The organism is Lactobacillus sp. 3B(2020), assembly GCF_013487845.1.
Classification (GTDB): Bacteria; Bacillota; Bacilli; order Lactobacillales; family Lactobacillaceae; genus Limosilactobacillus; species Limosilactobacillus alvi.
Window position 1 is genome coordinate 284,294 of sequence record NZ_CP047410.1, and the last position, 22,719, is coordinate 307,012.

General features: G+C 43.2%; 23 protein-coding genes. 15 read left to right on the forward strand and 8 right to left on the reverse strand.

From position 1 onward, the window contains the following. Positions 1 to 48 precede the first annotated feature (48 nt). Complete coding sequence (locus tag GTO83_RS01300; protein WP_180871373.1) at positions 49 to 636, reverse strand: uracil-DNA glycosylase family protein; 588 nt, start codon at positions 634 to 636, stop codon at positions 49 to 51. A 74-nt stretch (positions 637 to 710) separates the two neighbouring features. Then, positions 711 to 2,993: an RNA polymerase recycling motor HelD gene (helD, locus tag GTO83_RS01305; protein WP_180872085.1), complete on the reverse strand. Its 2,283-nt coding sequence runs from the start codon at positions 2,991 to 2,993 to the stop codon at positions 711 to 713. A 235-nt stretch (positions 2,994 to 3,228) separates the two neighbouring features. Here helD and GTO83_RS01310 point away from each other — a divergent pair, with 235 nt between their 5' ends. The 5 genes from GTO83_RS01310 (at position 3,229) to GTO83_RS01330 (ending at position 8,324) form a co-directional block, all read left to right on the forward strand. After that, positions 3,229 to 4,167 carry a Ppx/GppA family phosphatase gene (locus tag GTO83_RS01310; RefSeq protein WP_180871374.1) on the forward strand — a complete coding sequence of 313 codons (939 nt, stop codon included), beginning with the start codon at positions 3,229 to 3,231 and terminating at the stop codon, positions 4,165 to 4,167. Next, complete coding sequence (locus GTO83_RS01315; RefSeq protein WP_180871375.1) at positions 4,160 to 5,425, forward strand: hydroxymethylglutaryl-CoA reductase, degradative; 1,266 nt, start codon at positions 4,160 to 4,162, stop codon at positions 5,423 to 5,425. Before GTO83_RS01310 ends, GTO83_RS01315 begins: the two co-directional genes overlap by 8 nt. After that, a complete protein-coding gene (locus tag GTO83_RS01320) occupies positions 5,412 to 6,368 on the forward strand; it encodes an IpaB/EvcA family protein (protein WP_180871376.1) in 957 nt (318 codons plus the stop codon). Before GTO83_RS01315 ends, GTO83_RS01320 begins: the two co-directional genes overlap by 14 nt. A 4-nt stretch (positions 6,369 to 6,372) precedes the next feature. Then, positions 6,373 to 7,074, forward strand: a complete 702-nt coding sequence (locus tag GTO83_RS01325) for an NAD-dependent protein deacylase (protein ID WP_180871377.1) — start codon at positions 6,373 to 6,375, stop codon at positions 7,072 to 7,074. 80 nt (positions 7,075 to 7,154) lie between these two features. Beyond that, complete coding sequence (locus tag GTO83_RS01330) at positions 7,155 to 8,324, forward strand: MFS transporter (RefSeq protein WP_180871378.1); 1,170 nt, start codon at positions 7,155 to 7,157, stop codon at positions 8,322 to 8,324. A 47-nt stretch (positions 8,325 to 8,371) separates the two neighbouring features. Here the strand turns inward: GTO83_RS01330 and GTO83_RS01335 are convergent, their stop codons facing one another. The 4 genes from GTO83_RS01335 to GTO83_RS01350 all read right to left on the reverse strand — a co-directional run bounded on the left by GTO83_RS01335 (position 8,372) and on the right by GTO83_RS01350 (position 10,629). Further along, positions 8,372 to 9,316, reverse strand: coding sequence for a DUF4097 family beta strand repeat-containing protein (locus GTO83_RS01335; protein WP_180871379.1), 945 nt, complete (start codon positions 9,314 to 9,316; stop codon positions 8,372 to 8,374). Next, a complete protein-coding gene (locus GTO83_RS01340) occupies positions 9,313 to 9,918 on the reverse strand; it encodes a DUF1700 domain-containing protein (protein WP_180871380.1) in 606 nt (201 codons plus the stop codon). The genes GTO83_RS01335 and GTO83_RS01340 overlap by 4 nt, the downstream gene beginning before the upstream one ends. After that, positions 9,915 to 10,232, reverse strand: coding sequence for a PadR family transcriptional regulator (locus GTO83_RS01345; RefSeq protein WP_180871381.1), 318 nt, complete (start codon positions 10,230 to 10,232; stop codon positions 9,915 to 9,917). Before GTO83_RS01345 ends, GTO83_RS01340 begins: the two co-directional genes overlap by 4 nt. A gap of 124 nt (positions 10,233 to 10,356) precedes the next feature. Beyond that, a complete protein-coding gene (locus tag GTO83_RS01350) occupies positions 10,357 to 10,629 on the reverse strand; it encodes an HU family DNA-binding protein (protein WP_180871382.1) in 273 nt (90 codons plus the stop codon). A gap of 204 nt (positions 10,630 to 10,833) precedes the next feature. Here GTO83_RS01350 and GTO83_RS01355 point away from each other — a divergent pair, with 204 nt between their 5' ends. Both GTO83_RS01355 and GTO83_RS01360 read left to right on the forward strand, forming a co-directional pair. Further along, positions 10,834 to 11,811, forward strand: a complete 978-nt coding sequence (locus GTO83_RS01355) for a LacI family DNA-binding transcriptional regulator (protein WP_180871383.1) — start codon at positions 10,834 to 10,836, stop codon at positions 11,809 to 11,811. Between the two features lie 165 nt (positions 11,812 to 11,976). Continuing rightward, positions 11,977 to 12,243, forward strand: a complete 267-nt coding sequence (locus GTO83_RS01360; RefSeq protein WP_180871384.1) for a SemiSWEET family transporter — start codon at positions 11,977 to 11,979, stop codon at positions 12,241 to 12,243. Positions 12,244 to 12,852: 609 nt separating this feature from the next. On the opposite strand, the gene yidA is transcribed toward GTO83_RS01360, so the two are convergent. Together yidA and GTO83_RS01370 are read right to left on the reverse strand one after the other, a co-directional pair. After that, entirely contained in the window at positions 12,853 to 13,680 is an 828-nt protein-coding gene (gene yidA / locus GTO83_RS01365) for a sugar-phosphatase (protein WP_180871385.1), read from the reverse strand. Positions 13,681 to 13,682: 2 nt separating this feature from the next. Further along, positions 13,683 to 15,041, reverse strand: a complete 1,359-nt coding sequence (locus tag GTO83_RS01370) for an HD domain-containing protein (protein WP_180871386.1) — start codon at positions 15,039 to 15,041, stop codon at positions 13,683 to 13,685. 118 nt (positions 15,042 to 15,159) lie between these two features. Between GTO83_RS01370 and GTO83_RS01375 the strand changes: the two genes are divergently transcribed. From GTO83_RS01375 to GTO83_RS01410, 8 genes are all read left to right on the forward strand, one after another. Beyond that, positions 15,160 to 15,600 carry a DUF1934 domain-containing protein gene (locus GTO83_RS01375; protein WP_180871387.1) on the forward strand — a complete coding sequence of 147 codons (441 nt, stop codon included), beginning with the start codon at positions 15,160 to 15,162 and terminating at the stop codon, positions 15,598 to 15,600. Positions 15,601 to 15,640: 40 nt separating this feature from the next. Beyond that, positions 15,641 to 16,207, forward strand: a complete 567-nt coding sequence (rpoE, locus tag GTO83_RS01380) for a DNA-directed RNA polymerase subunit delta (protein ID WP_180871388.1) — start codon at positions 15,641 to 15,643, stop codon at positions 16,205 to 16,207. Positions 16,208 to 16,390: 183 nt separating this feature from the next. Continuing rightward, positions 16,391 to 18,004 carry a CTP synthase gene (locus GTO83_RS01385; protein WP_180871389.1) on the forward strand — a complete coding sequence of 538 codons (1,614 nt, stop codon included), beginning with the start codon at positions 16,391 to 16,393 and terminating at the stop codon, positions 18,002 to 18,004. A 216-nt stretch (positions 18,005 to 18,220) separates the two neighbouring features. Next, positions 18,221 to 19,486 (forward strand): UDP-N-acetylglucosamine 1-carboxyvinyltransferase, encoded by a 1,266-nt coding sequence (locus GTO83_RS01390; protein WP_180871390.1) that lies wholly within the window; start codon positions 18,221 to 18,223, stop codon positions 19,484 to 19,486. 94 nt (positions 19,487 to 19,580) lie between these two features. After that, positions 19,581 to 19,826, forward strand: a complete 246-nt coding sequence (locus GTO83_RS01395; protein WP_019206491.1) for a type B 50S ribosomal protein L31 — start codon at positions 19,581 to 19,583, stop codon at positions 19,824 to 19,826. Between the two features lie 253 nt (positions 19,827 to 20,079). After that, positions 20,080 to 20,946 (forward strand): hypothetical protein, encoded by an 867-nt coding sequence (locus GTO83_RS01400; RefSeq protein WP_180871391.1) that lies wholly within the window; start codon positions 20,080 to 20,082, stop codon positions 20,944 to 20,946. A gap of 63 nt (positions 20,947 to 21,009) precedes the next feature. Continuing rightward, positions 21,010 to 21,705 (forward strand): class A sortase, encoded by a 696-nt coding sequence (locus tag GTO83_RS01405; RefSeq protein WP_180871392.1) that lies wholly within the window; start codon positions 21,010 to 21,012, stop codon positions 21,703 to 21,705. Between the two features lie 133 nt (positions 21,706 to 21,838). Beyond that, positions 21,839 to 22,690: a DUF72 domain-containing protein gene (locus GTO83_RS01410; RefSeq protein WP_180871393.1), complete on the forward strand. Its 852-nt coding sequence runs from the start codon at positions 21,839 to 21,841 to the stop codon at positions 22,688 to 22,690. Positions 22,691 to 22,719 lie beyond the last annotated feature (29 nt).

Genomic DNA, 22,719 nt, shown 5'->3' on the forward strand with positions numbered 1-22,719 from the left:
AGTGACTAATTTGGTTAGCGACTGAGGTTGGTTTTGATCGTTGCCTAGTTAAGCTAGCATCGCCTTTTGAACAGCAACCTTTAAATCTGGCAGGACCTGTTCAACAAACCAGGGATTCTTCTTCATCCAAATTTGGTTTCGGGGTGAAGGATGCACCAGTGGAAAAATTTCCGGCTGGTATGCTTGGTAATTTTTAACAATATCCGTCAACTTGGCAGATGACTTTAAGTGTAAATATCGCTTGGTTGCGTATGAGCCCACTAGGAGCGTTAACTGAATTTTAGGCATTAGCTTAAGAATTGGTTGGTGCCATTTAGCTGCAAAATCTTTACGGGGTGGTAGGTCCCCAGATTTTCCTTTTCCAGGAAAGTAAAAGTCCATTGGGACCACGGCGATTTTGCCAGAGTGATAAAATTGATCGCGGTCGATTCCCATCCAATCCCGGAGCCGATCACCGGAAGGGTCATCCCAAAAGATCCGCTTTTCTTGCGCAATTCTTCCAGGAGCTTGGCCAATAATTAAAATCGTTGCTTCTGGATCACAATTGAAGAGCGGGTCAATCCCTTGGGCGGTATATTTAGCATTTTCGGGATCAGCCTTAATTGCGTTAATAATTTCAGCTAATGTTTGGGTCATTTTTCCACCTAACTTCCTTGAATTTTCCTTAACCTAGCATATAACGGAAGGATTGTAATTGATTTAAATCAATTTTATTGCAAATTGGTCATTTTTATTTGAATTAACTTTCGAGCAGCCGGAGTAATGACCGGACTCAATGGCCCTTGGCTAAGAAGGGTTAACTGATGCATTGCCCGGGAAGCCATTGTGTATAATAATCCGGTGTCATCCAATGACATTGCTTGTTGACTTACATCAGGAATAATGACGGCGTCAAATTCGAGTCCTTTGGCAAGATAAGTTGGGAGAATGATCACCCCGGTTGGAAGAGAACTGTCTTGATCGGAAAGCACCGTTAATTTTGCTATCTTGCCATAGAGAAGTTGGTAAATTTTTTGAGCGACTCCTTGATTCTTAGTTAATAAAGCAACGGTCGCATATTTAGAACGCGCTTTTTTCACAGTTTCAATTAGGTTTGCTTGCCAGTCATCCCCCTCGTTGGTCATGATTAGTTCAGGAACTTCTCCGTGGCGGGTAAAAGAAACAATTTGATCACCGTCTGGAAGGAGGGCCTTGGCAAAGTCGGTGATTTCTTTAGTTGATCGGTAAGCCCTCCGTAATGTCACTAACCGGGGATGCTTGGCAGCTAAGATTGTTTGGGTCTGTTTGAGGAGGTCTGCTGGAAGTTTGAGTGGATAGAAAAGCGCTTGTTCACTATCACCGAGAATAGTGAATTTGGCGAGTGGAAAAGCGTGGTGTAAGTAGATCAACATCGCGGGAGAATAGTCTTGCATTTCATCAATAAAGACATATTGAAAGGCCCGGTTGATACCACTTGCGCTCATTAGGTCCCGTAAGTACATTAAAGGAGCGGTATGAACTAAGCTGATTTGATGCCATTCTAATTGATTATAGAAGGCTTTAGCAATTTGGTTGGCATGTTCAAGCGGTAAAGTTTGCAAGAAGTGATGATATTGGGCGTAAAAATCAATAAAGTAATTATTGAAAAGGGCATCATAAACAGTTCGGAGTCGTTTGCGAGCCCACCGGCGTGCTAGATAGTGATTTAGGTGATCAGGACTATTAAAATCATCCACGGAATGTTTACCCATCAACTTGGTAATTTGCTGGGTGGTTAATTCATCCAGTTCTTTGGCCACCCAGTCCTTTTTCGCTTCTTCGCGGATTCGGCCCTTAAGTTCTTTAATTAAGGCATTTTTAGTTGCTAAAAGCCGGTCGGCAACCGCCATTGAGGCTGGCTGAGCATCGTAGATTGATTGAATATGATCGGCGGTGAAGAATGGCGTTTCGTTAAAAGTGACAGTGATAAAGGCTGGCTGAACGGTTTTTGCCTGCATATTCGCGAGGTAAGCTTCGACTGCTTTCATCACCGCTGCGGATTCCAAATATTTTTGAGTGGGGTTCGAAGCGGTATCTTTTTCATACCGTTCAAAGAGCGTTTCGACTTTTAGCCCTTCAAACCGCCGGCGTAAAAAGCCAGCTAGCGTGACTTGACGCATGTTTTTTTCGCCAAGCTTTGGGAGGACTTGGGAAATATACTGAGAGAAAAGTAAGTTTGGAGAGAACAGGACAATCTGATCCGCATTTAAGGAATCGCGCGAATGGAAGAGTAGGTAAGCGATTCGTTGCAAAATGGCCGAGGTTTTTCCGCTTCCGGCGACCCCCTGGACAACTAACAAGTCACTTGTTGTATTACGGATAATGTCGTTTTGTTCCTGTTGAATCGTAGCGACGATGGATTGCATGTATTGATCATTTTGCCGGCCTAACGCTGCTTGTAGCATCTCATCCCCTACCGTTTCGTTGGTATCAAACATGTTAGTGATTTTACCGTTCACAATTGTAAATTGCCGTTTTTTAACCAGTTTAGTGGTTTGTGAACCATTTGGGGTTGGGTAAGTTACAGTTCCGAGGGTACCATTGTAATAAACTCCCGAAATTGGGGCTCGCCAGTCGTAGATCAAAAAGTCACTCTTATCATTATTCATTAAAGAAGCTATGCCAATATAGAGTGATTCAGGCTCTTTTTCGCCAGGGTCGAGAATATCAATCCGCCCAAAGTAGGGGCTGTGTCTTAGTTCTTGGAGAGTTGCCAATTGGCGTTTTAGGATATCTTCGTTTTCGCTGGCTTGAAATAGGAGGCGTCGTTGCTGTTCGATTTCAGCCCGTGATTCGGCAATATCATCAATTTCGTAGCGGTTAATAGAAGTATTGGCACCGTAGTTTTTTTCCACGGCCCGAGTTTCAGCGTGGGCCTTTTTAACGGCTGCTTTTGTTTGGATGATTTGTTCATCAATTGCTTGAATGACCAGATCGACCCGTGCTTGTTCTGTTTGAAGTTCTTGATCAGTGATGTTCAAGATAGAACCTCCTTATGCTTTGATTACTTTTTCCGTTGATTGAGTGTTTCTATTGTAGTGAGGAAGCTGATTGAACGCAAGATTTATCGTTTCGTGGGATAGTGTCAATTATTCGGCTAAAAAGCTTACATTCCCTTTTCTTTTTTCTTCTGTCTACCTTTAGAAAATGGTATTATTAAAAGTGATATTTTACTGAAATTAATCTTAAATTGAAGAGAGGTGAGGAGCCGTGGAAAACCTTGCAATCGTTGACCTGGGCTCCAATTCTGCTCGGCTAGCGATTACTCGAATTTCACGTGATGGTGAGTACCGTGAAGTTAAACGCGTAAAGGAAAATAGTCGTTTGTCCGAGGGAATGGGACCAGAGCGCATGCTCCAACCAGCCGCAATAAATCGTACGATTGCGGCATTGAAACGTTTTAAACGTTTGTATACCGGAATTCCAAATTTAACCGTGGTTGCAATTGCAACGGCAGCAGTTCGGCAAGCTAAAAACCAAGGTGAGTTTTTAAACCGGGTTAAAAATGAAGTGGGAATTGAACTTCGGGTTTTATCTGGCCGGCAAGAAGCCTATTATGATTATTTAGGGGTCGTTCGGACATTAAAGATGGATCACTGCTTGATTTTAGATGTTGGGGGTGCAAGTTGTGAGCTAGTGCTTGTTCAAAACCAGCGTGCTCGAGATTTGATTTCACTGCCGTTTGGAGCGGTTAACTTATCTGAACAATTTCATTTGGGTGGTTATGTCAAAGCAAGTGATCTTTTCCGGGCGGAGACTTTAGTTACGGACCGTTTTAATAAGGTACCGTGGTTACGATATGCTAATCGTGTCCCAATTGTCCTCTTGGGGGGAGCTAACCGAACTTTAGCGCGAATGAGTAAGTCACACCGCCATCAGCAAACCGGCCGCATCCATGGCTATCGGCTGTCAGCTCGCGTGGTCTATGCAACCTTCCGGGAACTGTTAAACCGAAATTTATCCCAGCGAAAAAAGATGAGTGGATTAGAGCCTGATCGTGCCGATATTATTATCGGGGGGATGCTACCATTAATTTGTTTATTGCAGCGTAATAGCGATGGACGGGTGATTTTCTCCGAAAGCGGTGTGCGTGAAGGAATAATCACTGAATACATCCAACAGCAGAAAGGACCGAAGGAAAATGGCTGAAGATTGGCAACACGGTTTTTATCGGCGGTCACTAATTGATCGGCAAGTACGGTTAGTTCAAGGACGGCAACTGGATCCAGCGACCCTTAAACAACTTCAGGCTAATATGACGATGCAGCACAATTTGGTAATTGAAAATTACATTACTGATTATCGCTTGCCGGAAGGAGTGGCCCTTGGACTAGTTGTTAATGGGAAAAATTACACCGTTCCAATGGCAACCGAAGAACCATCAGTCATTGCGGCGGCTTCAAATGGTGCTAAGCGAGTCGCCCAAAGTGGGGGTTTTTTTGCTGAAGCGAAGGAACGCTATTTAGTGGGGCAAGTCGTTTTAACTGATGTTGAGAATCCTGAGCGGGTAACAACTGATTTATTGATGCATCAGGATGAATTACTCCAAGTTGCCAATGGTGCCCATCCATCGATGAAAAAGCGTGGTGGTGGGGCTAAACATTTACGGATTCGTCAAGTTGGTGACTTTATCAGCGTGGATCTCTTAATTGATGTCCAACAAGCGATGGGAGCTAATACGGTCAATACAATGGCTGAAGCGGTTGCGCAAAATTTACGACAAAGTGGCTATCATGTTTTAACGGCCATTCTCAGTAACCTCGCTGACCAATCCTTAGTCGCGGTAACTTGTCGGGTCAACTTTACAGCCTTAGCAACTCCGCAATTTGATGGGGCGTCAGTCGCAGAAAAGATTGCCAAATTAAGCGAACTGGCTCAAGTTGATCCTTACCGGGCAGCAACCCATAATAAGGGGATCATGAATGGTATTGATGCGGCTGTGCTAGCCAGCGGTAACGATTGGCGGGCGATCGAAAGTGGGGCCCATGCTTACGCCGCTAAGGATGGCCATTATAAAGGATTAGCTACTTGGCACTTGGATGGGGAGCAGTTAGTCGGGCAACTAACTTTGCCAATGCCAGTGGGCGTAGTTGGGGGTTCAATTAAGTTAACCCCTCAATCCAAGGTTAATTATCAAATTAGTGGAATTCAAACAGCCCAAGAACTCGCGCGGGTGATCGTGAGTCTCGGGCTAGCCCAAAATTTAGCCGCTTTACGGGCGCTAGCCACCGCGGGGATTCAAGCTGGTCATATGAGATTACAATACCGTTCCTTAGCAATGAGCGTGGGGGCAACCACTGCTGAAGTCGAAATCTTAGTGGATCAGCTACAGCAACATGCTCATGTGGACGCAACGCTTGCCCGGGAGATTTTAAGGGAGATGAGAAGCCAACATGGCACAAATTGAATTAAACACAGAAGTTAAAAAATTATTGGATGAGGTTAACGCAAACTATCCAGAAGGAAGCGTCTTCGTTCAATTTGGTGATCAAAAAACTGGTTACGTCCGCCATGACCAAGCGAGTCAAAAGGTTTTGCCGGGCGGTTTATTTATTACCGTTAATGATATTACGGCCCCGGATTACACCGCGAGTCATGAATTATTACACTTGTTGATGTTGTTAAAAGGCTTCCCGCAGATCTTTTTCCAATTGTCGTTGGGTAACAGTCAGCTCGATGAACAGATGATGATTATGGCGACCGACCTTTACGATACAGCCATGCACCGGGTAGTGGTCGATGTCCAACGCCAACACGGCTTGATTGATACTGAAATTGAAGCCCAATATTTAAAGGGAATTCAGGCAACCTTAAAGCCGGAGAAGGCCGGGGATAATGATGAACGGACCCTCCGCTTACTTACCTTGCTTGATGCGATTGTCTTTTATGGTGACCACCTTGATCAAGTTGCTACGGAGTTAAAACGAGATTATCCGCTTGCCTTTGCGGCTGCCCAAAAGTTGTACCAAGAGTGGGCAACTAAGCCAGTTACGTCGCCTTTTGAAATGCGACGCCAAATTGTAAAGTTGTTTGGCCTGTTTGATCAACAACTCCAGAAGTGGGGGTTACCAGCTTTACGGAATCGGGAATTTACGACGTTAACGCCCGCGCTGAGTGAACGACAATTACGATTAAAGGTCCGGCAAGTTTTTGAAATTTTTCACTCTGAAATGACTGGGCGACACGGTGAAAAAGATGTTTATGTTGGGGTACGACGCAACGATGGGCAAAATTCATTTGTAATTGATGCCCCCAAACCTAATAAGCCAGAAACTTTCGTTAAACTCTATGACCAACCAGTGCAAGAGTTTTTGGAAAATCATGGTATTCCGTACATTTTAAGGAAGTGATTACATGGATGGAGCGATCCAAACCTTATTTGATCAAGCGCAACACATTGTTTTTATGACGGGAGCGGGAGTTTCAACGGCGTCCGGAATTCCGGATTTTCGGTCGGCCAATGGGCTATATACTAAAAATAAAAATGCTGAATACTACCTTAGCCACCGTTACTTTATGAGTGATCCAGAGGGCTTTTATCGGTTCTGCAAGGATAATCTATACTTCCCGGATGCTAAGCCCAATGTCATTCATGAAAAACAAGCGGCGTTTACCCAAGCGGATCGGGCAACGGTAATCACCCAAAATATTGATGGCTTGTACGAAAAGGCCCACACTAAGCACTTGATTAATTTTCACGGGACGCTGGAACGGGTTTACTGCGAAAAGTGCCACCAAACGGTTCCGGTAGCTGATTACTTAAAGAGCCGAATTCATGAGGCTGACGGTGGAAGCTTGCGACCAGATATTGTCCTGTACGATGAAGCAATTCCCGAAGTAGCTTTAAGTCAATCGTTAGCGGCCTTACAAGCGGCAGACCTAGTAGTAATTGTTGGTACTTCGATGAAGGTCTATCCGTTTGCAGGATTACTTAACTACGCTAATTCAGGCGCCAAAATTTTGGCCGTTAACCAAGAACCATTGTCATTACCGGGTGACTTTTCGATGGTAACCGGAGATGCAGTTGAATTTTTCAACGAATTACAAGTTAAATAAGTGAATAAAAATAACCGCCATGAGGGGAAGCCCCACGGCGGTTTGTCTTTACAGTAATTAAGAAAGGAAGATGCTTTAGCATGACGAAAATGGTAAAACGCACAATTTGGATCATTCTCGCCTGCGAATTTTTAATTTGTTTGGGAATCAGTTTGATCTTTCCAGTAATGCCCTTTATTAAGAATGAGTACCACTTTTCCGCTTTTGATATGGGGGTGATGTCAGCCCTCTTTGCGTTAGTCCAATTCATTGCTTCTCCAGTAGTTGGTCGGATCTCAGATAAGACGGGGCGGAAGCCAATGCTTGTTTGGGGAATTATCATCTTTGCCCTCGGTGAATTTATTTTTGCGGCCGCAAACCACTTATGGTTATTTAATTTATCCCGGGTAATTGATGGCTTATCAGCGGCTATGTTTGTCCCAACCTCAATGGCATTAGCAGCAGATATTACTACCGAACGGGAACGTGCTAAGGTGATTGGCTGGCTATCAGCGGCCTTTAGCGGGGGCTTGATTTTAGGGCCAGGATTAGGTGGCTTACTGGCAACTTATGGTTACAAGGTTCCGTTTTGGGTTGCCGGAATTTTAGGAACGTTAAGTGTGGTGGTAGCGATAATTGGTTTACCAGATGAGCGGAAGGCCGGGATTGTCCTCCATCAAAGTAATCATCATGAGGAAAAAGGCATGTGGCATAAGCTAAAGGAGTTATTAACACCAGAGCTAGTAGCCTTATTTCTGATGATCTTCGTGGCTTCTTTTGGCCTTGCCGGCTTTGAAAGTATCTACAGTCTGTATGTTAACGAAGTCCACCAATTTAGTTTGGGAGCTATTGCCACGGTTTTAACGCTCAATGGGATTATTTCTTTAATTCTCCAGGTCTTTTTCTTTGAGAAATTAACCATGTGGTTGGGTGAAGTCCGCTTAATTCGGTATAGTTACTTTTTAAGTGCCTTAGCAACCTTTGTTGTTATTTATGACCATTCGCACTGGCAAATTATCGTGGCTACCTTGGTTAGTTTTGAAGCGTTTGATCTTTTACGACCGGCAATTACGACTTTACTTACGAAAGCCAGTGATCACGATCAAGGGTTAATTAATGGGGTCAACATGTCTTTAACCAGTATCGGTAACATCGTCGGCCCCTTACTTTCTGGTGCCACTTTAGACATGAACTACCAAGTCCCATACCTAATTGTGATCGTTTTCTTAATGTTTGCCTTCGGGATCTCTTTTCGGATCCGGAGAGGATAGAAGCGGGTAAGAAGAAACGCGAGGTTTCTTCCTACCCGCTTTCTTAGCTAGCGAACCATTACATCCCCATCACTAGTTGTAATGGTAAGGCGATTGGATGCAGTTGGGTTTTGACTGAGGCTCCCACCTTCATGGTGCTGGTTAAAGAGGTAAAGGTCACCATCGGTAGTTTGGAGTTGGTAACCATCAGCTTGTGGATTAACAATGGTAACATCGCCATCATTGGTCTTAACCGCGTAGCCTTGTAGGATTTTCAAATCATGAGCATTCAGATCACCATCGACGAGGTTGACTTGACCACCAGTAGCAGTTACTTGATGGAAGTAGCTATCACCATCATGGATGTCGAGCTTAACCTGCTGTAAGTCGGTATTATTAACCGTTACATCACCATCGTGAGTAGTTAAATCACCGTTCTTAAACTGGCTGTGGTTTAAAGTAATGTCCGTATCAGAAGCATTAGCAGTTAATTGCTTAACCGTTGCTTGGTTAAGCATAAAGTCACTATCGGTCAAGTCGAGTTGGAGCGTTTGTAGCGTAAACTTGGCGTCACTTGAGATACGGGTATCGTGACTCGTGATTTGCAGCTTAGTGAGTTCTTTTTTAGGCAAGGTAATTGTGATTTGATTACGCATTGCGTGATGATTTAATTGCCCAAAGTTCATAAAAAGATAATGGTTAGTTGCTCTCGGTTGGGTGATGGTTACCTGGTTACCACTTTGAGTAACTCGGGGGGCACTCCCTTTGCTTCCTTGATAACTTACTTTAAATTGTTTACCAGTTTTAAAGTTGACTTGCCCCTGGTTAACGTTCAAATCAACTTGATCAACTTGCTCAAATTGATGAGTTTGATGAATAACTTTAGAAGTGATGACTTTTGGTTGCAAACCATTAAATTCCACTGACTGGTTGCCACCTAAGCCAATTCCAATAATGGTAAGGACTAAACCAAGTCCAAGGAAGGTTAGTCCAGTAATGATAAGTTTTTTCATTTTACTCCCTCCCGTTTAACAAAGCGGTGGTATAGCCATTGGCAACCACGGGTAACTAAGCGGATTAATGCTAGGCAGAACCAGGTACCAATGGTAATGATAAGCAAACCAAGCCCAAGGAAGGCGAAACCTAACCCAAGGTAAAATAGCCCAACGCCTAATTTCGTAAAGAGTAAGGCGATTCCGACATAGAAAAAGGCGCCGGTAACCAAAATTGCGCTCCCAATTAAAGCAATGGCAGCAACCACGATTGAGAAAATCACAGCGATTACGGCAATTAATCCAGCTAGTAAGATGATGCCAATAAAGAAGGTTACTGGTGAAGCTAAGAGAGCTAAGACAACTAGCCAAGCCGTTTTGATATTAGTTTCTGGGTGCCACCAGTGCCCCTGTGGCTTAGCATCAAAACTATGCTCGGCTAAGATTTGCAAACTTAAAGTTCGGGGGCTACCGAGGGCTTTTTCGACTGCTTGTCGATTAGTGAAACTGGCGTCTTCACAGTATTCGGTATAGTATTCCATGACCTCAGCTAGATCTTCAGCCGGTAGGCGCCGAAGACGATGTTGTAATTCACTAAGGTATTGTTTAACTTCGCTATTCATCTGTCTGATCCCCCCTTAAAGATGCGGTCTAATTGTTGCTTGTAATGATTCCATTCCTCGGTAATCACGGTTAAGCGTGTCTTACCGAGATCAGTAATTTGGTAGTAACGGCGATTACGTCCTTGGTAAGGTTGATCATAGGTGGTCACTAAACCATCCTTTTTCAATCTTCGTAAAACTGGGTATAAGGTTGATTCTGAAACTGGAATAGCGGCTTGCATGGCCTGGGTAATTGCATAACCATAGTTGTCTTGTTGATTTAATAGGGCTAAAACTAGACCATCCAGTAAATCAGCACTAACGGGAATTTTCATGTCACCACCTCTTTCTTTCAATAATATTATATTGAATATAGTATTATGCTGTCAATAAATAAAAAGCACAAAAAAACACCGCCATCAAGAATGCTCGATGGTGGTGTTTTGAATTAAGTAAGAATTACTTAACAGCGTCCTTCAAAGCCTTACCAGGCTTGAAAGCAGGAACCTTGCTTGCTGGAATTTGAATTTCTGCCCCAGTTTGTGGGTTACGACCCTTACGAGCAGCCCGGTTTCGAACTTCAAAGTTACCAAAGCCGATCAATTGGACCTTTTCACCCTTTGCAAGGGAAGCTTGGATGGAGCTAAATACGGCATCAACGGCACGCGTAGCATCCTTCTTAGCTAAGCCAGTGGCAGTAGCAACGTTACCTACTAATTCTGCTTTGTTCATTACTAATCCCTCCGATAAATAATCTCTTAAGATATAGGTAAGCATACCATAGCTAATCGTTGATAACAAGGCATTATTATCAGGTTTTCTGGAAATTGATAAAATGATAGTCAGGGAATTAGAAAAACATAGAAAGGGTTTTCAAAGTTAGGATAAAGTTTGCTATAATGGTAATAATTATCTTATGAGAACGGAGTAAATGGAATGACAAGGGTGAAACTACAAGATGTTGCTGAACGGGCAGGGGTTTCAGTTACAACGGTATCGCGAGTCTTAAATAATCGGGGGTACTTAAGTAAGCAAACTATCCAGAAGGTTCACCAAGCAATGGAAGAATTAAATTACCGTCCGAATGCGGTGGCGCGCCAGCTGTTCAAGCAAAAAACTGATTTAGTAGGATTGGTTTTTCCAACTGTGAATAATCCTTTTTTTGGGGAGCTTGAAGCCGAACTTGAAGAACGCTTGTATGAACTTGGCTACCGGGTAGTGATGGGCAATAGTCAAAATAACCCACAAAAAGAGGAACAATATTTACAGTTATTGTTGAATGGACAAATTGATGGTTTGATTGTGGGGGCCCACAACGAAGGAATTGAAGCCTATCATAATACGAACTTACCAATTGTCTCGATTGAACGGATTGTTAGCAAACAAATCCCCGTAGTTGCGGCAGATAACTATACTGGCGGGCGGCTGGCAACGCAACGATTATTAGATGACGGCTGTCAGCACATTATCCATACTAACTATCCGGCAACAAGTTCAACGCCCAACCAAGAACGGCGGCGGGGATACGAAGAATTAGTGAATGAACACGGGATGGAAAAAATTACTTACGAAATTAGCTTCGATTCACCAAACGAGGAGAAGGCAGCAATCTTTAAACAAATTTTTATTGATCATCCCGAGTGTGATGGAATTTTTGCCGATAATGATACCAACGCGCGGCTAGCAATCAACGCAGCTCGACAAGCTGGAAAACGGGTGCCAGAAGACGTTAAGGTTATCGGTTATGATGGGGCGAGTTCAACCCAATTATTATTCCCAGATTTAACGACGATTCAGCAACCAATTGCGGAAATGGCGAAAGTCGCAGTTGACCTTCTTCAAAAACGATTAGCTGATCAAAGCGTTAGTTCAGTGACTTTACCAGTAAAATTAATTCCGGGAACAACGGCTTAAGCGAGGGTAGCTTTAAAAATTAATGAAGAGTTGGCTAGGATAAAGTTTACGACCAGCTCTTTTTTGTTGCAGTTAACTGTCAAGCGGTTGACAGCGAATAAAATAAGCGCTATCATTGCTGGTGCGAAAAGAAGAAAACGCTTTATTCAAAAGGAGAAGGAACAAATGGAAGAAAAAAAGTTTATTTTATGGCTTGGACGGATCGCCAGCGTGATTGCAATTTTAATGTACGTTTCTTATATTGCTCAAATTTATAACAACTTGCATGGCCAATACGCAGCGCCATTACAACCATTTGTTGCTGGGGTCAACTGTACGTTGTGGAGTATTTATGCTTACTTTAAGCAAGATCGGGACTGGTTTGTATTCTGGGCCAACTTCCCTGGGATCTTCTTTAGTTTTATTACCTTCGCGACCTGCTTCGCTTGGTAAAGAGAAAATAAAGAGGGTGGGAAAAAAGCTCCTTGACGGCCTGGTTGGGATAAGAAGAACGAAGGTTGATTCATTAGAATCGGCCTTTCGTTCGCACTTATCCGCTAAGGCCGTGCTTTTTGACCTTAGTTACTGAGTAACATTCGGGGATGCAAGAGAGGCTGGGAAGAAACATGAGTTTCTTCCCAGCCTTTATGTCGGAGGGCATTATTACCCATCAAGGATACAGTGCAAACAGAAAAATTATTTAAGCGGCTTGAGCACGGAATTTTTCCGCGGTCAAGCCGTTTTTTGCTGCATAAGCACGTTCTGTATTGAAATATTTAATTGCCTGCTGAACGGATTGTTCCAGCTTCGCCCAGGTTTTGGCAGGCGCGCCTTCCTTGATACCGATACAAACGATACTAAGTCATGATCGTCCCTCATTAAACTAATACTTTTTAGCTACTTATCTGAAGCTAGAATGTCCAGTCTCTTTCAAGATATTTAGCTTTTGGTTTTCTAAACATAAAAATCCCCTCCAAGTATAAGATGAATTTTCTATTTCATCTGTATACTTAGAGGGCATTATTGAGTTTTCCGGACCTTAAACTGGTTGACGGTTTTAATTTAGTAATTACCGGTCATGGCTTTTTCAACGGCTTCGGCAACCCCATCGTGATTATTATCAGCAACGGTAATATCAGCACAAGCTAGGGTCGAGGCAATCGAATTTCCCATGGCAACGCCAACCCCTGCAACTTTAATCATTGATTCATCGTTTTGCGCATTGCCAATCGCCATCACTTCATCCATGGTAAAACCAAGGTGTGCGGCAAGGGCCTTTAAAGTATTCCCTTTCCCGGCCTTGGGATTCACAGCTTCTAAATAAAACGCTTCACTCCGGACAAAGGCAAAGCGAGTTTTTAGTTCAGCTGGAATTTTGGGCAGGATAGCGTCGATTTTGGCTGGTTCGTCAGTTAACATGACCTTACCAATTTCCATTTGGTTGCGGAGCGCAATTTGTTGATCAATCGTCCGGTAATGAATTGGCATTGAAACTAGATCGGATTCGTGAACCGTATAAGGACTAATATCTTGGTTAGCTGTGTAGATAAAATCACTGGTTTCGATGATGCATTTGACCTTGTTTTTACGGTAGAAGTTTTGTAAATCAAGGTAGTCATCAAAGGAAATGGTGGCTTCAACAATGGGATGTTCATCGGTCGACTGAGCGAGACCGCCGTTAAAACTAATCACATATTGATCAGCTTGGCCATTTAAATTAAGTTCATCGAGGTAAGCCGCAACGCCAGTCATTGGTCGCCCAGTACAAAGGACAACTTTGAGTCCACTAGCAGTTGCTTTGGCTAAAGCCGCTTTGGTTGCTGGAGTGATCTCACGTTGGTCATTGATTAGGGTTCCGTCGATATCGATTGCAATTAATTTGATTGCCATATTTATTCTCCTTTAGTAATTAAATGATTGTTTTGAATGTAGCTTTGAAACTCATCGTAAATTGGTTGAAAAATTTCGATGTTCTGGCGTTGGGCAAGCATTTCTTTTGGGAAGAAGAACCGTTGATCACCGGCTTCTTTACCGGCAACACTTGCGACCAGGGTTGAAACTTGGGATAATTCAACGAGCTCGCCGTTTGGCTGGACAAGTTCGATTTGACTTTGCGGCTTTTTATCCTGGGGATTATAAATATCGTACGGTAATTTAAAGGACGAGTTAGTGGCCGTGTAGTAGTCTGGATTAAAGCCAGCTGTGGTAATTAAGTCTTTGAGTTGTGGCAATAATTTGGCGGTTGTTTGATCATAGAGCACCGATTTAAAAGGACGGCGATTTAAAAAGCGATCTGCTAAGTCGGCTAAAATATCGTCATTTGATCGCCGCCAGTGAGCGAAGTAGGTGGTTAAAACGCCATCATCTAAGGCGAGGTAATCGTCAAGTGAGAACCGACCATTGAAGAATGGCATTAATAATTCAGGGGTAAATTTAGGTTGATATTCATTTGGATGCTGATAAAGCCACTTGGCCCGTTTGAGTTGGTGAGCTAAAATGACTTCCATTGACCGCGTAACTGGGTGAAAATAGACTTGGAGGTACATTTGAAGCCGACTCAAAATGTAATCTTCCACGGCATGCATTCCGGCAATTTGAAAGGCGATTCCATTATGAATTGGCCGCATTACTTTTAAGACCCGATCGAGATCGAATTTTCCATAGTTAGTCCCGGTGTAAAAAGCATCGCGTTGTAAATAGTCCATGCGATCAGCATCAATTTGGGATGAGATCATTTGTACAACTTGAGGGTTAGGGTAAGTATGGTCAATGACGCTAGCAACCTTGGCCGGAAAATCTGGACTAACCCGCTGTAAAATCTGATTGATTTGGGTCTCGGGACTGGTGATTAATCGCTGGGTGATGTTTTCGTGATTAGTGTGAAAAATGTGCTCAAAAGTATGTGAAAAAGGGCCATGGCCGAGGTCATGCAACAGAGCAGCACAAAGGGCGACTGGCCGTTCTTGTTCATCCCACAATCCATCACCAGTTCTTTGGCTCGGGTAGTTTCGTTGGAAATGATTACACATGCGACGAGTAATTTCATAAACTCCGAGGCTGTGACCAAAACGCGAATGTTCTGCCCCGTGAAAAATCAAAGAACTCGTTCCTAGTTGCTTTACCCGCCGCAGTCGTTGAAATTCAGGAGTATTGATTAAATCTAGGATGATTTGGTTATCGACCACGATGTAGTGGTGAATGGGGTCCCGGAAAACTTTTTCTTGTGGTAATTGTTCGTCAAAAAATCCCATGGTATGTCCTCTCATTAAAAATTTCTTTTCTAATTATATCGAATCTGAAACTAAACTTCACTGGAATTGAGATTTAACGGCTAGTTTCCTATAATTAAAGAAACTAAATTGGGATGTAATGGAGGGATTAAAGATTAAGCAAGAAGAGGCCGTTAAAATTAAGCTCAAGACGATCACCATGATTGATGGTCAAAAAGAAGAATTTTCTTTTACAGAAGCTGGTCGTTTGGTGACTTTAAATGAACATCAGCACTATTTAACTTATATTGAACACCAGGCAGGTCAGTCAATTCCGGTGCGAATTCGTTTGGACGAGGGGCAATTAATGGTTACAAGAGATGGTGCCCGGCGAACCCGATTACATTTTGACCCGCAGCAAAGCACACAGACTCGGTACAAGACTGAATACGGAGTAATCAATTTAGAAGTCTTGACTGATCGGTTGCTGTCACTAATTGATTTAGACCAAGCAAGTGGCACGTTACAAGTTGATTACCGTTTAAAAAATGGCGCGATGGTTTTAGGTAAGTATCATCTTGATTTAAACTTTAGAAGATAGTATTATGTAGGTTAGACTTTTTGAAGGGATGTGCACCAATTTGGATTTAAAGGTTTTCGATGGCCAAGACAAGTCAGAACTCTCAATGGTTGAGGTCGCACATGCGATCTTAGCGTACCATGGGGAAGCAATGGCCTTTGCGGATTTAACAAACGAAATTCAACAGTACCTTGGAAAAAGCGATGAGGAAATTCGCGAACGGCTTTCCCAGTTCTACACGGACTTGAACGTCGATGGTAGCTTTATTTCCCTCGGTGACAATACGTGGGGTCTTCGGGCATGGTATCCATACGAATCAATCGATGAAGCTACGGTTGGTGAAAGTGACGATGATGAAGATCGTCCAAAGAAGAAGAGCCGCAAGGTTAATGCCTTCTTGGCTGGTAGCGATGACGATGACGACGTAATTGATTACGACAACGATGATCCAGAGGACGATGATCTGGATGATGACGACGATGGCAACGATGATTACGACGATGACGATTATGATGATGACAATCCGGTTGATGATGGCGACGATGATAATAACATCGAGGACCAATTGTCAGAATTAGACGATGAAGACTTCGACGATGATGACGACGAAGACAACGATGAGGAATAAGGAAGCTTAAACTTATTCCTTGACTATCGGAATTGGCCTCGGTATTATGATACTTGGGCTCCCAAGAAAAAATTGGGCCAATTAAAAGCAAAATTTCAGCTCCCTATTTCGTTTGAAATGGGGAGTTTTTATATTTGGAAAAGGGTCACCCGGAGTTTGTCAATTTTATTTAGGAGGAAGAGCATGACAAAGTATATTTTTGTTACTGGTGGAGTTGTTTCATCACTTGGAAAGGGGATTGTGGCCGCTTCACTAGGCCGGTTGTTAAAGAACCGGGGATTAAAGATTGCCATTCAAAAGTTTGACCCTTACATTAATGTCGATCCTGGAACGATGAGTCCATACCAACACGGGGAGGTTTTCGTTACTGATGATGGAACGGAAACCGACCTTGATCTTGGTCACTATGAACGGTTTATTGATAATGATTTGAACAAATATTCCAACGTAACAACTGGGAAGATTTATTCAGAAGTGTTACGTAAGGAACGGCGGGGTGACTATCTTGGCCGGACCGTTCAAGTTATTCCGCACATCACTAACATGATCAAAGAAAAGATCAAACGGGCTGGAGAAAGTACCGATGCTGAAGTAGTGATTACCGAAATTGGTGGGACCGTTGGGGATATCGAATCCCAACCATTTATGGAAGCAATTCGGCAAATGAAAAAGGATGCTGGGAGTGATAATGTTCTCTACATCCATACGACCTTAGTGCCATACTTAGCTGCCGCTGGCGAAATGAAGACAAAGCCAACCCAACACTCAGTGCGGGAATTGCGGGGCTTAGGGATTCAACCAAACATTTTGGTTGTACGGACGGAAAAGCCAATCACGGATGAAATGCGGAAGAAGATTGCCCTTTTCTGTGACGTTGATCCCAAGGCAGTTGTTGAATCAATGGACGTGCCATACCTTTACGAAATCCCATTGAATATGCAAAAGCAAGGCTTAGATCAATTGGTAGTTGACCACTTTAAGTTGGATGTACCAGTTGCCGATATGCGTTCCTGGACGGAAATGGTTAACCACATTGAAAATGGCCTTACAAAGACGGTTAAGATTGCAATGGTTGGCAAGTATACTGACTTGCAAGATGCCTACATTTCAGTTAATGAATCCTTACGGCATGCTGGCTATCCTGTTGATGCTAAGGTTAAGATTGATCACTTTAACGCTGAAAATATTAATGTCGATAACGTGGCTGATGTCCTTGGCAGCTATGATGGAATCTTAGTTCCTGGTGGTTTTGGTAGTCGGGGAATTGAAGGCATGATCACGGCTGCCCAATATGCACGGGAAAATGATGTTCCTTACATGGGGATTTGCTTGGGAATGCAAATTGCAACTATCGAATATGCTCGCCACGTCTTAGGGTACGAAGATGCAAATTCAACGGAATTTAACCCGAACACAGAGCACAATGTGATCGACTTAATGGCTGATCAAGCGGAAACTGAAGATATGGGTGGGACCCAACGGCTGGGTGCTTATGCATGTAAGCTGATTCCAGGAACGAAAGCCTATGCGGCCTATGGAAACCAATCGATTATTCATGAACGACACCGGCATCGTTACGAATTTAACAATGCTTACCGTGAAGAACTCGAAGCAGCGGGCTTAAAGGTAGCGGGGGTTAACCCAGAACGGAACCTAGTCGAAGTTGTTGAAGTACCAGAGAATCGGTTCTACATGGCTGCTCAATATCACCCTGAATTCTTATCCCGGCCAAACCGGCCAGAGGGAATGTTTGCCGCCTTTATTAAGGCCGCATTAGCAGGTAAGGAAGAAGCTTAATTTGGTGTTTGGCTAGCAGAAAAGTTTTTCTGTTTTTTTGGCAGACTGATCGAAAATTTTCGCTAAATCCGAGCAGATCAAGATTGATTTGTTAAGAATACTGGTAAAAGGTTGTAATTTTACGGATGATTCATTATCATATCTATTGACTGTTTTATTTTGTAAAACAGGGTTTTAGTATGAATTTATCGTGTTATTAAGTGAGGAAAGACAATCATGAAAAAAATGATCATTCAAGGAGGAAACCGCCTGGCGGGTGAGGTTACCATTGGCGGTGCTAAAAATAGCACTGTTGCCTTAATCCCTGCGGCAATTTTAGCCGACACTCCTGTGCAGTTTGATACCGTGCCGGACATCCTGGATGTTCACAATCTAATGATTATTCTGGAGTCAATGAATGTTAAGTCCTCATTTTCGCATGGGGTACTTGATATCGATCCGACCCAGATTGTCGAAGCAGAGTTACCAAGTAAGGCAATTAAGAGTCTGCGGGCGTCCTATTATTTCATGGGAGCCCTCCTCGGCCGTTTTCACCGGGCAACCTTAACTTTTCCTGGTGGTGACAATATTGGGCCACGGCCAATCGATCAACATTTAAAAGCATTTGAAGCTTTAGGAGCAACTGTTAGCCAAAACGGTGGGACGGTGCATCTAGCCGCCCCTAATGGTCTTCATGGAAATCGGATTTTTATGGATATGGTTTCCGTTGGAGCAACGATCAATGCCATTTTAGCAGCGGTTCGGGCGGAAGGTATGACCGTAATCGAAAATGCCGCGCGGGAACCGGAAATCGTTGATTTGGCAACATTTCTAAACAACATGGGGGCCCAGATTCGGGGCGTTGGAACCGACGTGATTCGGATTACGGGAGTTAAGACCCTTCAGTCTATGAACACGCATACCATTATCGCTGACCGAATTGAAACGGGAACCTATCTGTCACTGGCAGCTGCTCTTGGTGATGGAGTAATGGTTAATAATGTTATTCCTGAACACCTGGAAGCTTACACCAGTAAGATGATTGAGATGGGGGTTAACCTTCAGATCGACAGTGATAAAATTTTTGTTCCACCAGTTAAGCAATTAAAAGCAATTCATGTCAAGACGATGCCTTATCCAGGCTTTGCGACTGATTTACAACAACCACTTACGCCACTGATGGCATTGGCCAAAGGAGAAAGCGTGGTTGTTGATACAATTTATCCAAAGCGGGTTAAACACATTGCACAATTGCAAAAAATGGGCATGAAAATTGTAGCTGGTGATGGCAAAATTGTGATTGATCATACCGACAGCGCAATGCTTCATGGCGCTGAGGTCGAAGCTGGCGAAATTCGCGCGGGGGCTTCCCTTATGATTACTGGTTTGATGGCCCAAGGAACCACTGTTATTCACCAAGCTGACCATATTTTACGGGGTTACGACCGAGTTGTTTGGAAACTTAATCGGTTGAATGCAAATGTTAAGATTGAAGATGAATAGTTGCCATTTTGGTAAAACTATGTTATTCTGGCTAGGTTATTGAAAATAATCTATGTTTCAGGCAATGATTCATGGCAAAGGAGCGTATTAAATTATGAAGCAAGGAATTCACCCAGATTATCACTACGTTGTATTTGAAGACTCATCTACTGGCTTTAAGTTCTTATCAGGTTCTACGGCTACGTCCAAGGAAACTGTTAAGTGGGAAGACGGTAACGAATACCCATTAATCCGGGTTGAAGTTACTTCCGACTCACACCCATTCTACACTGGTAAGCAAAAGTTTACGCAAGCCGATGGGGCAGTCGACAAGTTCAACAAGAAGTACGGTCTCAAGTAATCAGCCAAAGCTTCAGAAAGAGGGTGGGAAGAAACTCAAGTTTCTTCCCACCCTCTTTGTCATCTCCGAATGTTACTCAGTAACTAAGGTCAAAAAGCACGGCCTTAGTGGATAAGTGCGAACGAAAGGCCGATTCTAATGAATCAACCTTCGTTCTTCTTATCCCGACCAGGCCGTCAAGGAGCTTTTTTCCCAACCTCTTTTTATTTTGTCCTCATAATAAGATAAAATATATTAAGAGGGGGTGAGCAATTTGGATTTACGCAAACAACTAACAGATCGGGATTGGGTCGCCTTAGCCAAGCAAGAATATCAACCGCTCGAGGTAGGTCAAGACATCGTGATTGGTCACCATTGTTTAGGGCAGGTTTTGCAACACTACTATGCCGCAGATGGAATGCAACTCTTTGTGGTGGGCCAAAATCCGCACCCAAAACAAGTAGTTATTTTATTTAAAGGTTCTTCTGGTTTACGGAAGGGAAATTTGACGACCTTTGATCAGGAATGGTTGACTACCAATCTGCCGATTTTAGAAGCTATGCTCATCCAAAAGCGAACCATTCCGAGCCAGCTAAAAACGGCCGCCCGGACCTTGAACCAGCTGTGTCACCAATACCAAGACGCAAAGTTATATCTAGTGGGCCATTCCCTAGGGGCAATCAATCTTCAATTTGCCCTTGCCCATTGTCGCTTTATTGGTCAAATTAGGGCTGCTTACCTCTACGAGGGGACTAACCTATATCCCTTACTTTCCCGTAAAGAGAAACACCATGTCCGGAAATTTAGGCACAAGGTGAATAACTATGTCGATATCTATGATCCCGTTACTTTAGGGTATGTTAATTGTCACGATCTAATTGGTAAATTACGGTTGGTTGCTAGTTCACCGATGCCGCCGATTCACCAACATATGTGGGGTGGTTATCATTTTGATATTAACGGGAAGGTGCAACTCCGCCAACCAGATCAGGAAGTTAAAGCAGTTGTTCGCCACCAACAGGAATTGATTAAGATCACTAGAAGTCTTGGACAGCGATCACCATTGCTTAATCCCACGCTCCGTGTTTCAAATTTAAAGCAGAGTTCACTGACAAAAAATAAGCGTTTTTCCGGAAAATGATGGTATACTAAGGAGGTTATCTTATCATCATCTAACTTATAATGGTGGTTAGGAGGAAAAAAGATGAAGAAACGAAAATGGCTTTCGTGGACGGGAATAATTATTCTGCTTATCGTTAGTCTCGCCTTAATTTTTAACCAACAGATTAAATACTATTTGGTGGGAAGTTATCGCCCAACGATTACTAAGACGACGGTAGCTAAAAATCAGCAGAAAAAAGTTGATCAAAAAGAGTATGATTTTTCGCAGACGAAAGATTTAAATTTACAGGCGGTTGCTAAAGCGCGGGCAAATAAGCAGGCGGTTAATGTGATTGGTCAGATTGCTATTCCAGCGATTAATTTAAATATTCCAATCGCCACTGGAGTGTCTAATGCGACTTTAGCGGTGGCTGCTGGGACGATGCGTCCGGATCAAAAGCTAGGACAAGGTAACTACCCATTAGCGGGCCATAACATGGCAAATGGTTCCAAGATTCTTTTCTCACCTTTGTATTACCATGCGAAGGTTGGGCAAATGATCTACCTAACGGACATGAAGAAGATCTATTATTACAAGATTTACCAACGTAAGTTTATCTTAGCAACCCGAGTTGACGTGGTTAACAATACGTCAAAGAAGATCGTCACTTTGATTACCTGCGATGCGACTGGTAAAAATCGGTTGATGATCCGCGGAAACTACGTTAAGGCCGTTGATTTTGATCAAGCTCCACAATCTGTCCAAAAAGCATTTAGTGGGAAATATACAAATAAATAACTCAGCCTCGGATTATTGATCCAAATTAAAAAGGAAACTACAATAAAGAAGGGCTTGAAACAATGCCACCAAAGCAACGTGGACTGAATCGTTGTCGTTTGGTGGCTTTATTACATAAAAAGGATTGAAAATAATGGAAATAACAGTTGGTTTAACCACATGGAGTGAACATCACGCTTTGATTCACGCGCAACGACCAGTCACCCTAAATGAATATGCCCAGCATTTTCCAGTAGTCGAAGTGGATACTTTTTTCTATGCTTTACCCCAAGTTACGACGGTACAAAAGTGGTTAGGGGAAGTTTCCCCGGCCTTTCAATTTATTGTTAAGGCTCACCAAACGATGACCAAACACCCGCAAGCCCAGTTGCCAAATGAGCGGTCCCTAACAGAAATGTTTCAACTTTTTAGACGAACGGTGGCGCCGCTAGTGGCAGCGAATCAACTAAAAGCGGTGCTTTTTCAGTTTCCACCAACCTTTACAGCGACCACGATGAATATTGAATACTTAATGCAAATACGAAAGTGGTTGCCAACTTTACCGATTGCAATTGAATTTCGCCATCAGTCTTGGTATCGGCAAGGCGTTTTCCCGTCATTAATTAATTATTGTCGGGAATTAAATTTCACTTTAGTGGCAGTGGATGAACCCCATCAGCTACCAACGAGTGTTCCTTTTAAGCTCAGGCTGACTAATCCTAAACTAGGTTTGATTCGCTTGCACGGCCGGAATGCGCAAGGGTGGAATCACCAGGGCAGTGATTGGCGAAAAAAGCGGACCTTGTATGCTTACTCCAAAGAAGAACTGACCGGATTAAAAAAGGTAATTGAACAATTAAAACCGCAACCCCAGGAACTGTGTATTATTTTCAATAATAATTCTGGTGGGGATGCGGCGCCAAACGCTCAAATGTTAACGCAACAAATGAATTTGCATTTTCAAGGTTTGGTTCCGCGATCTCCCGAGCAACTTAACTTGTTCTAAAATCTCATCAGGAAGTGCGACACCAGCCA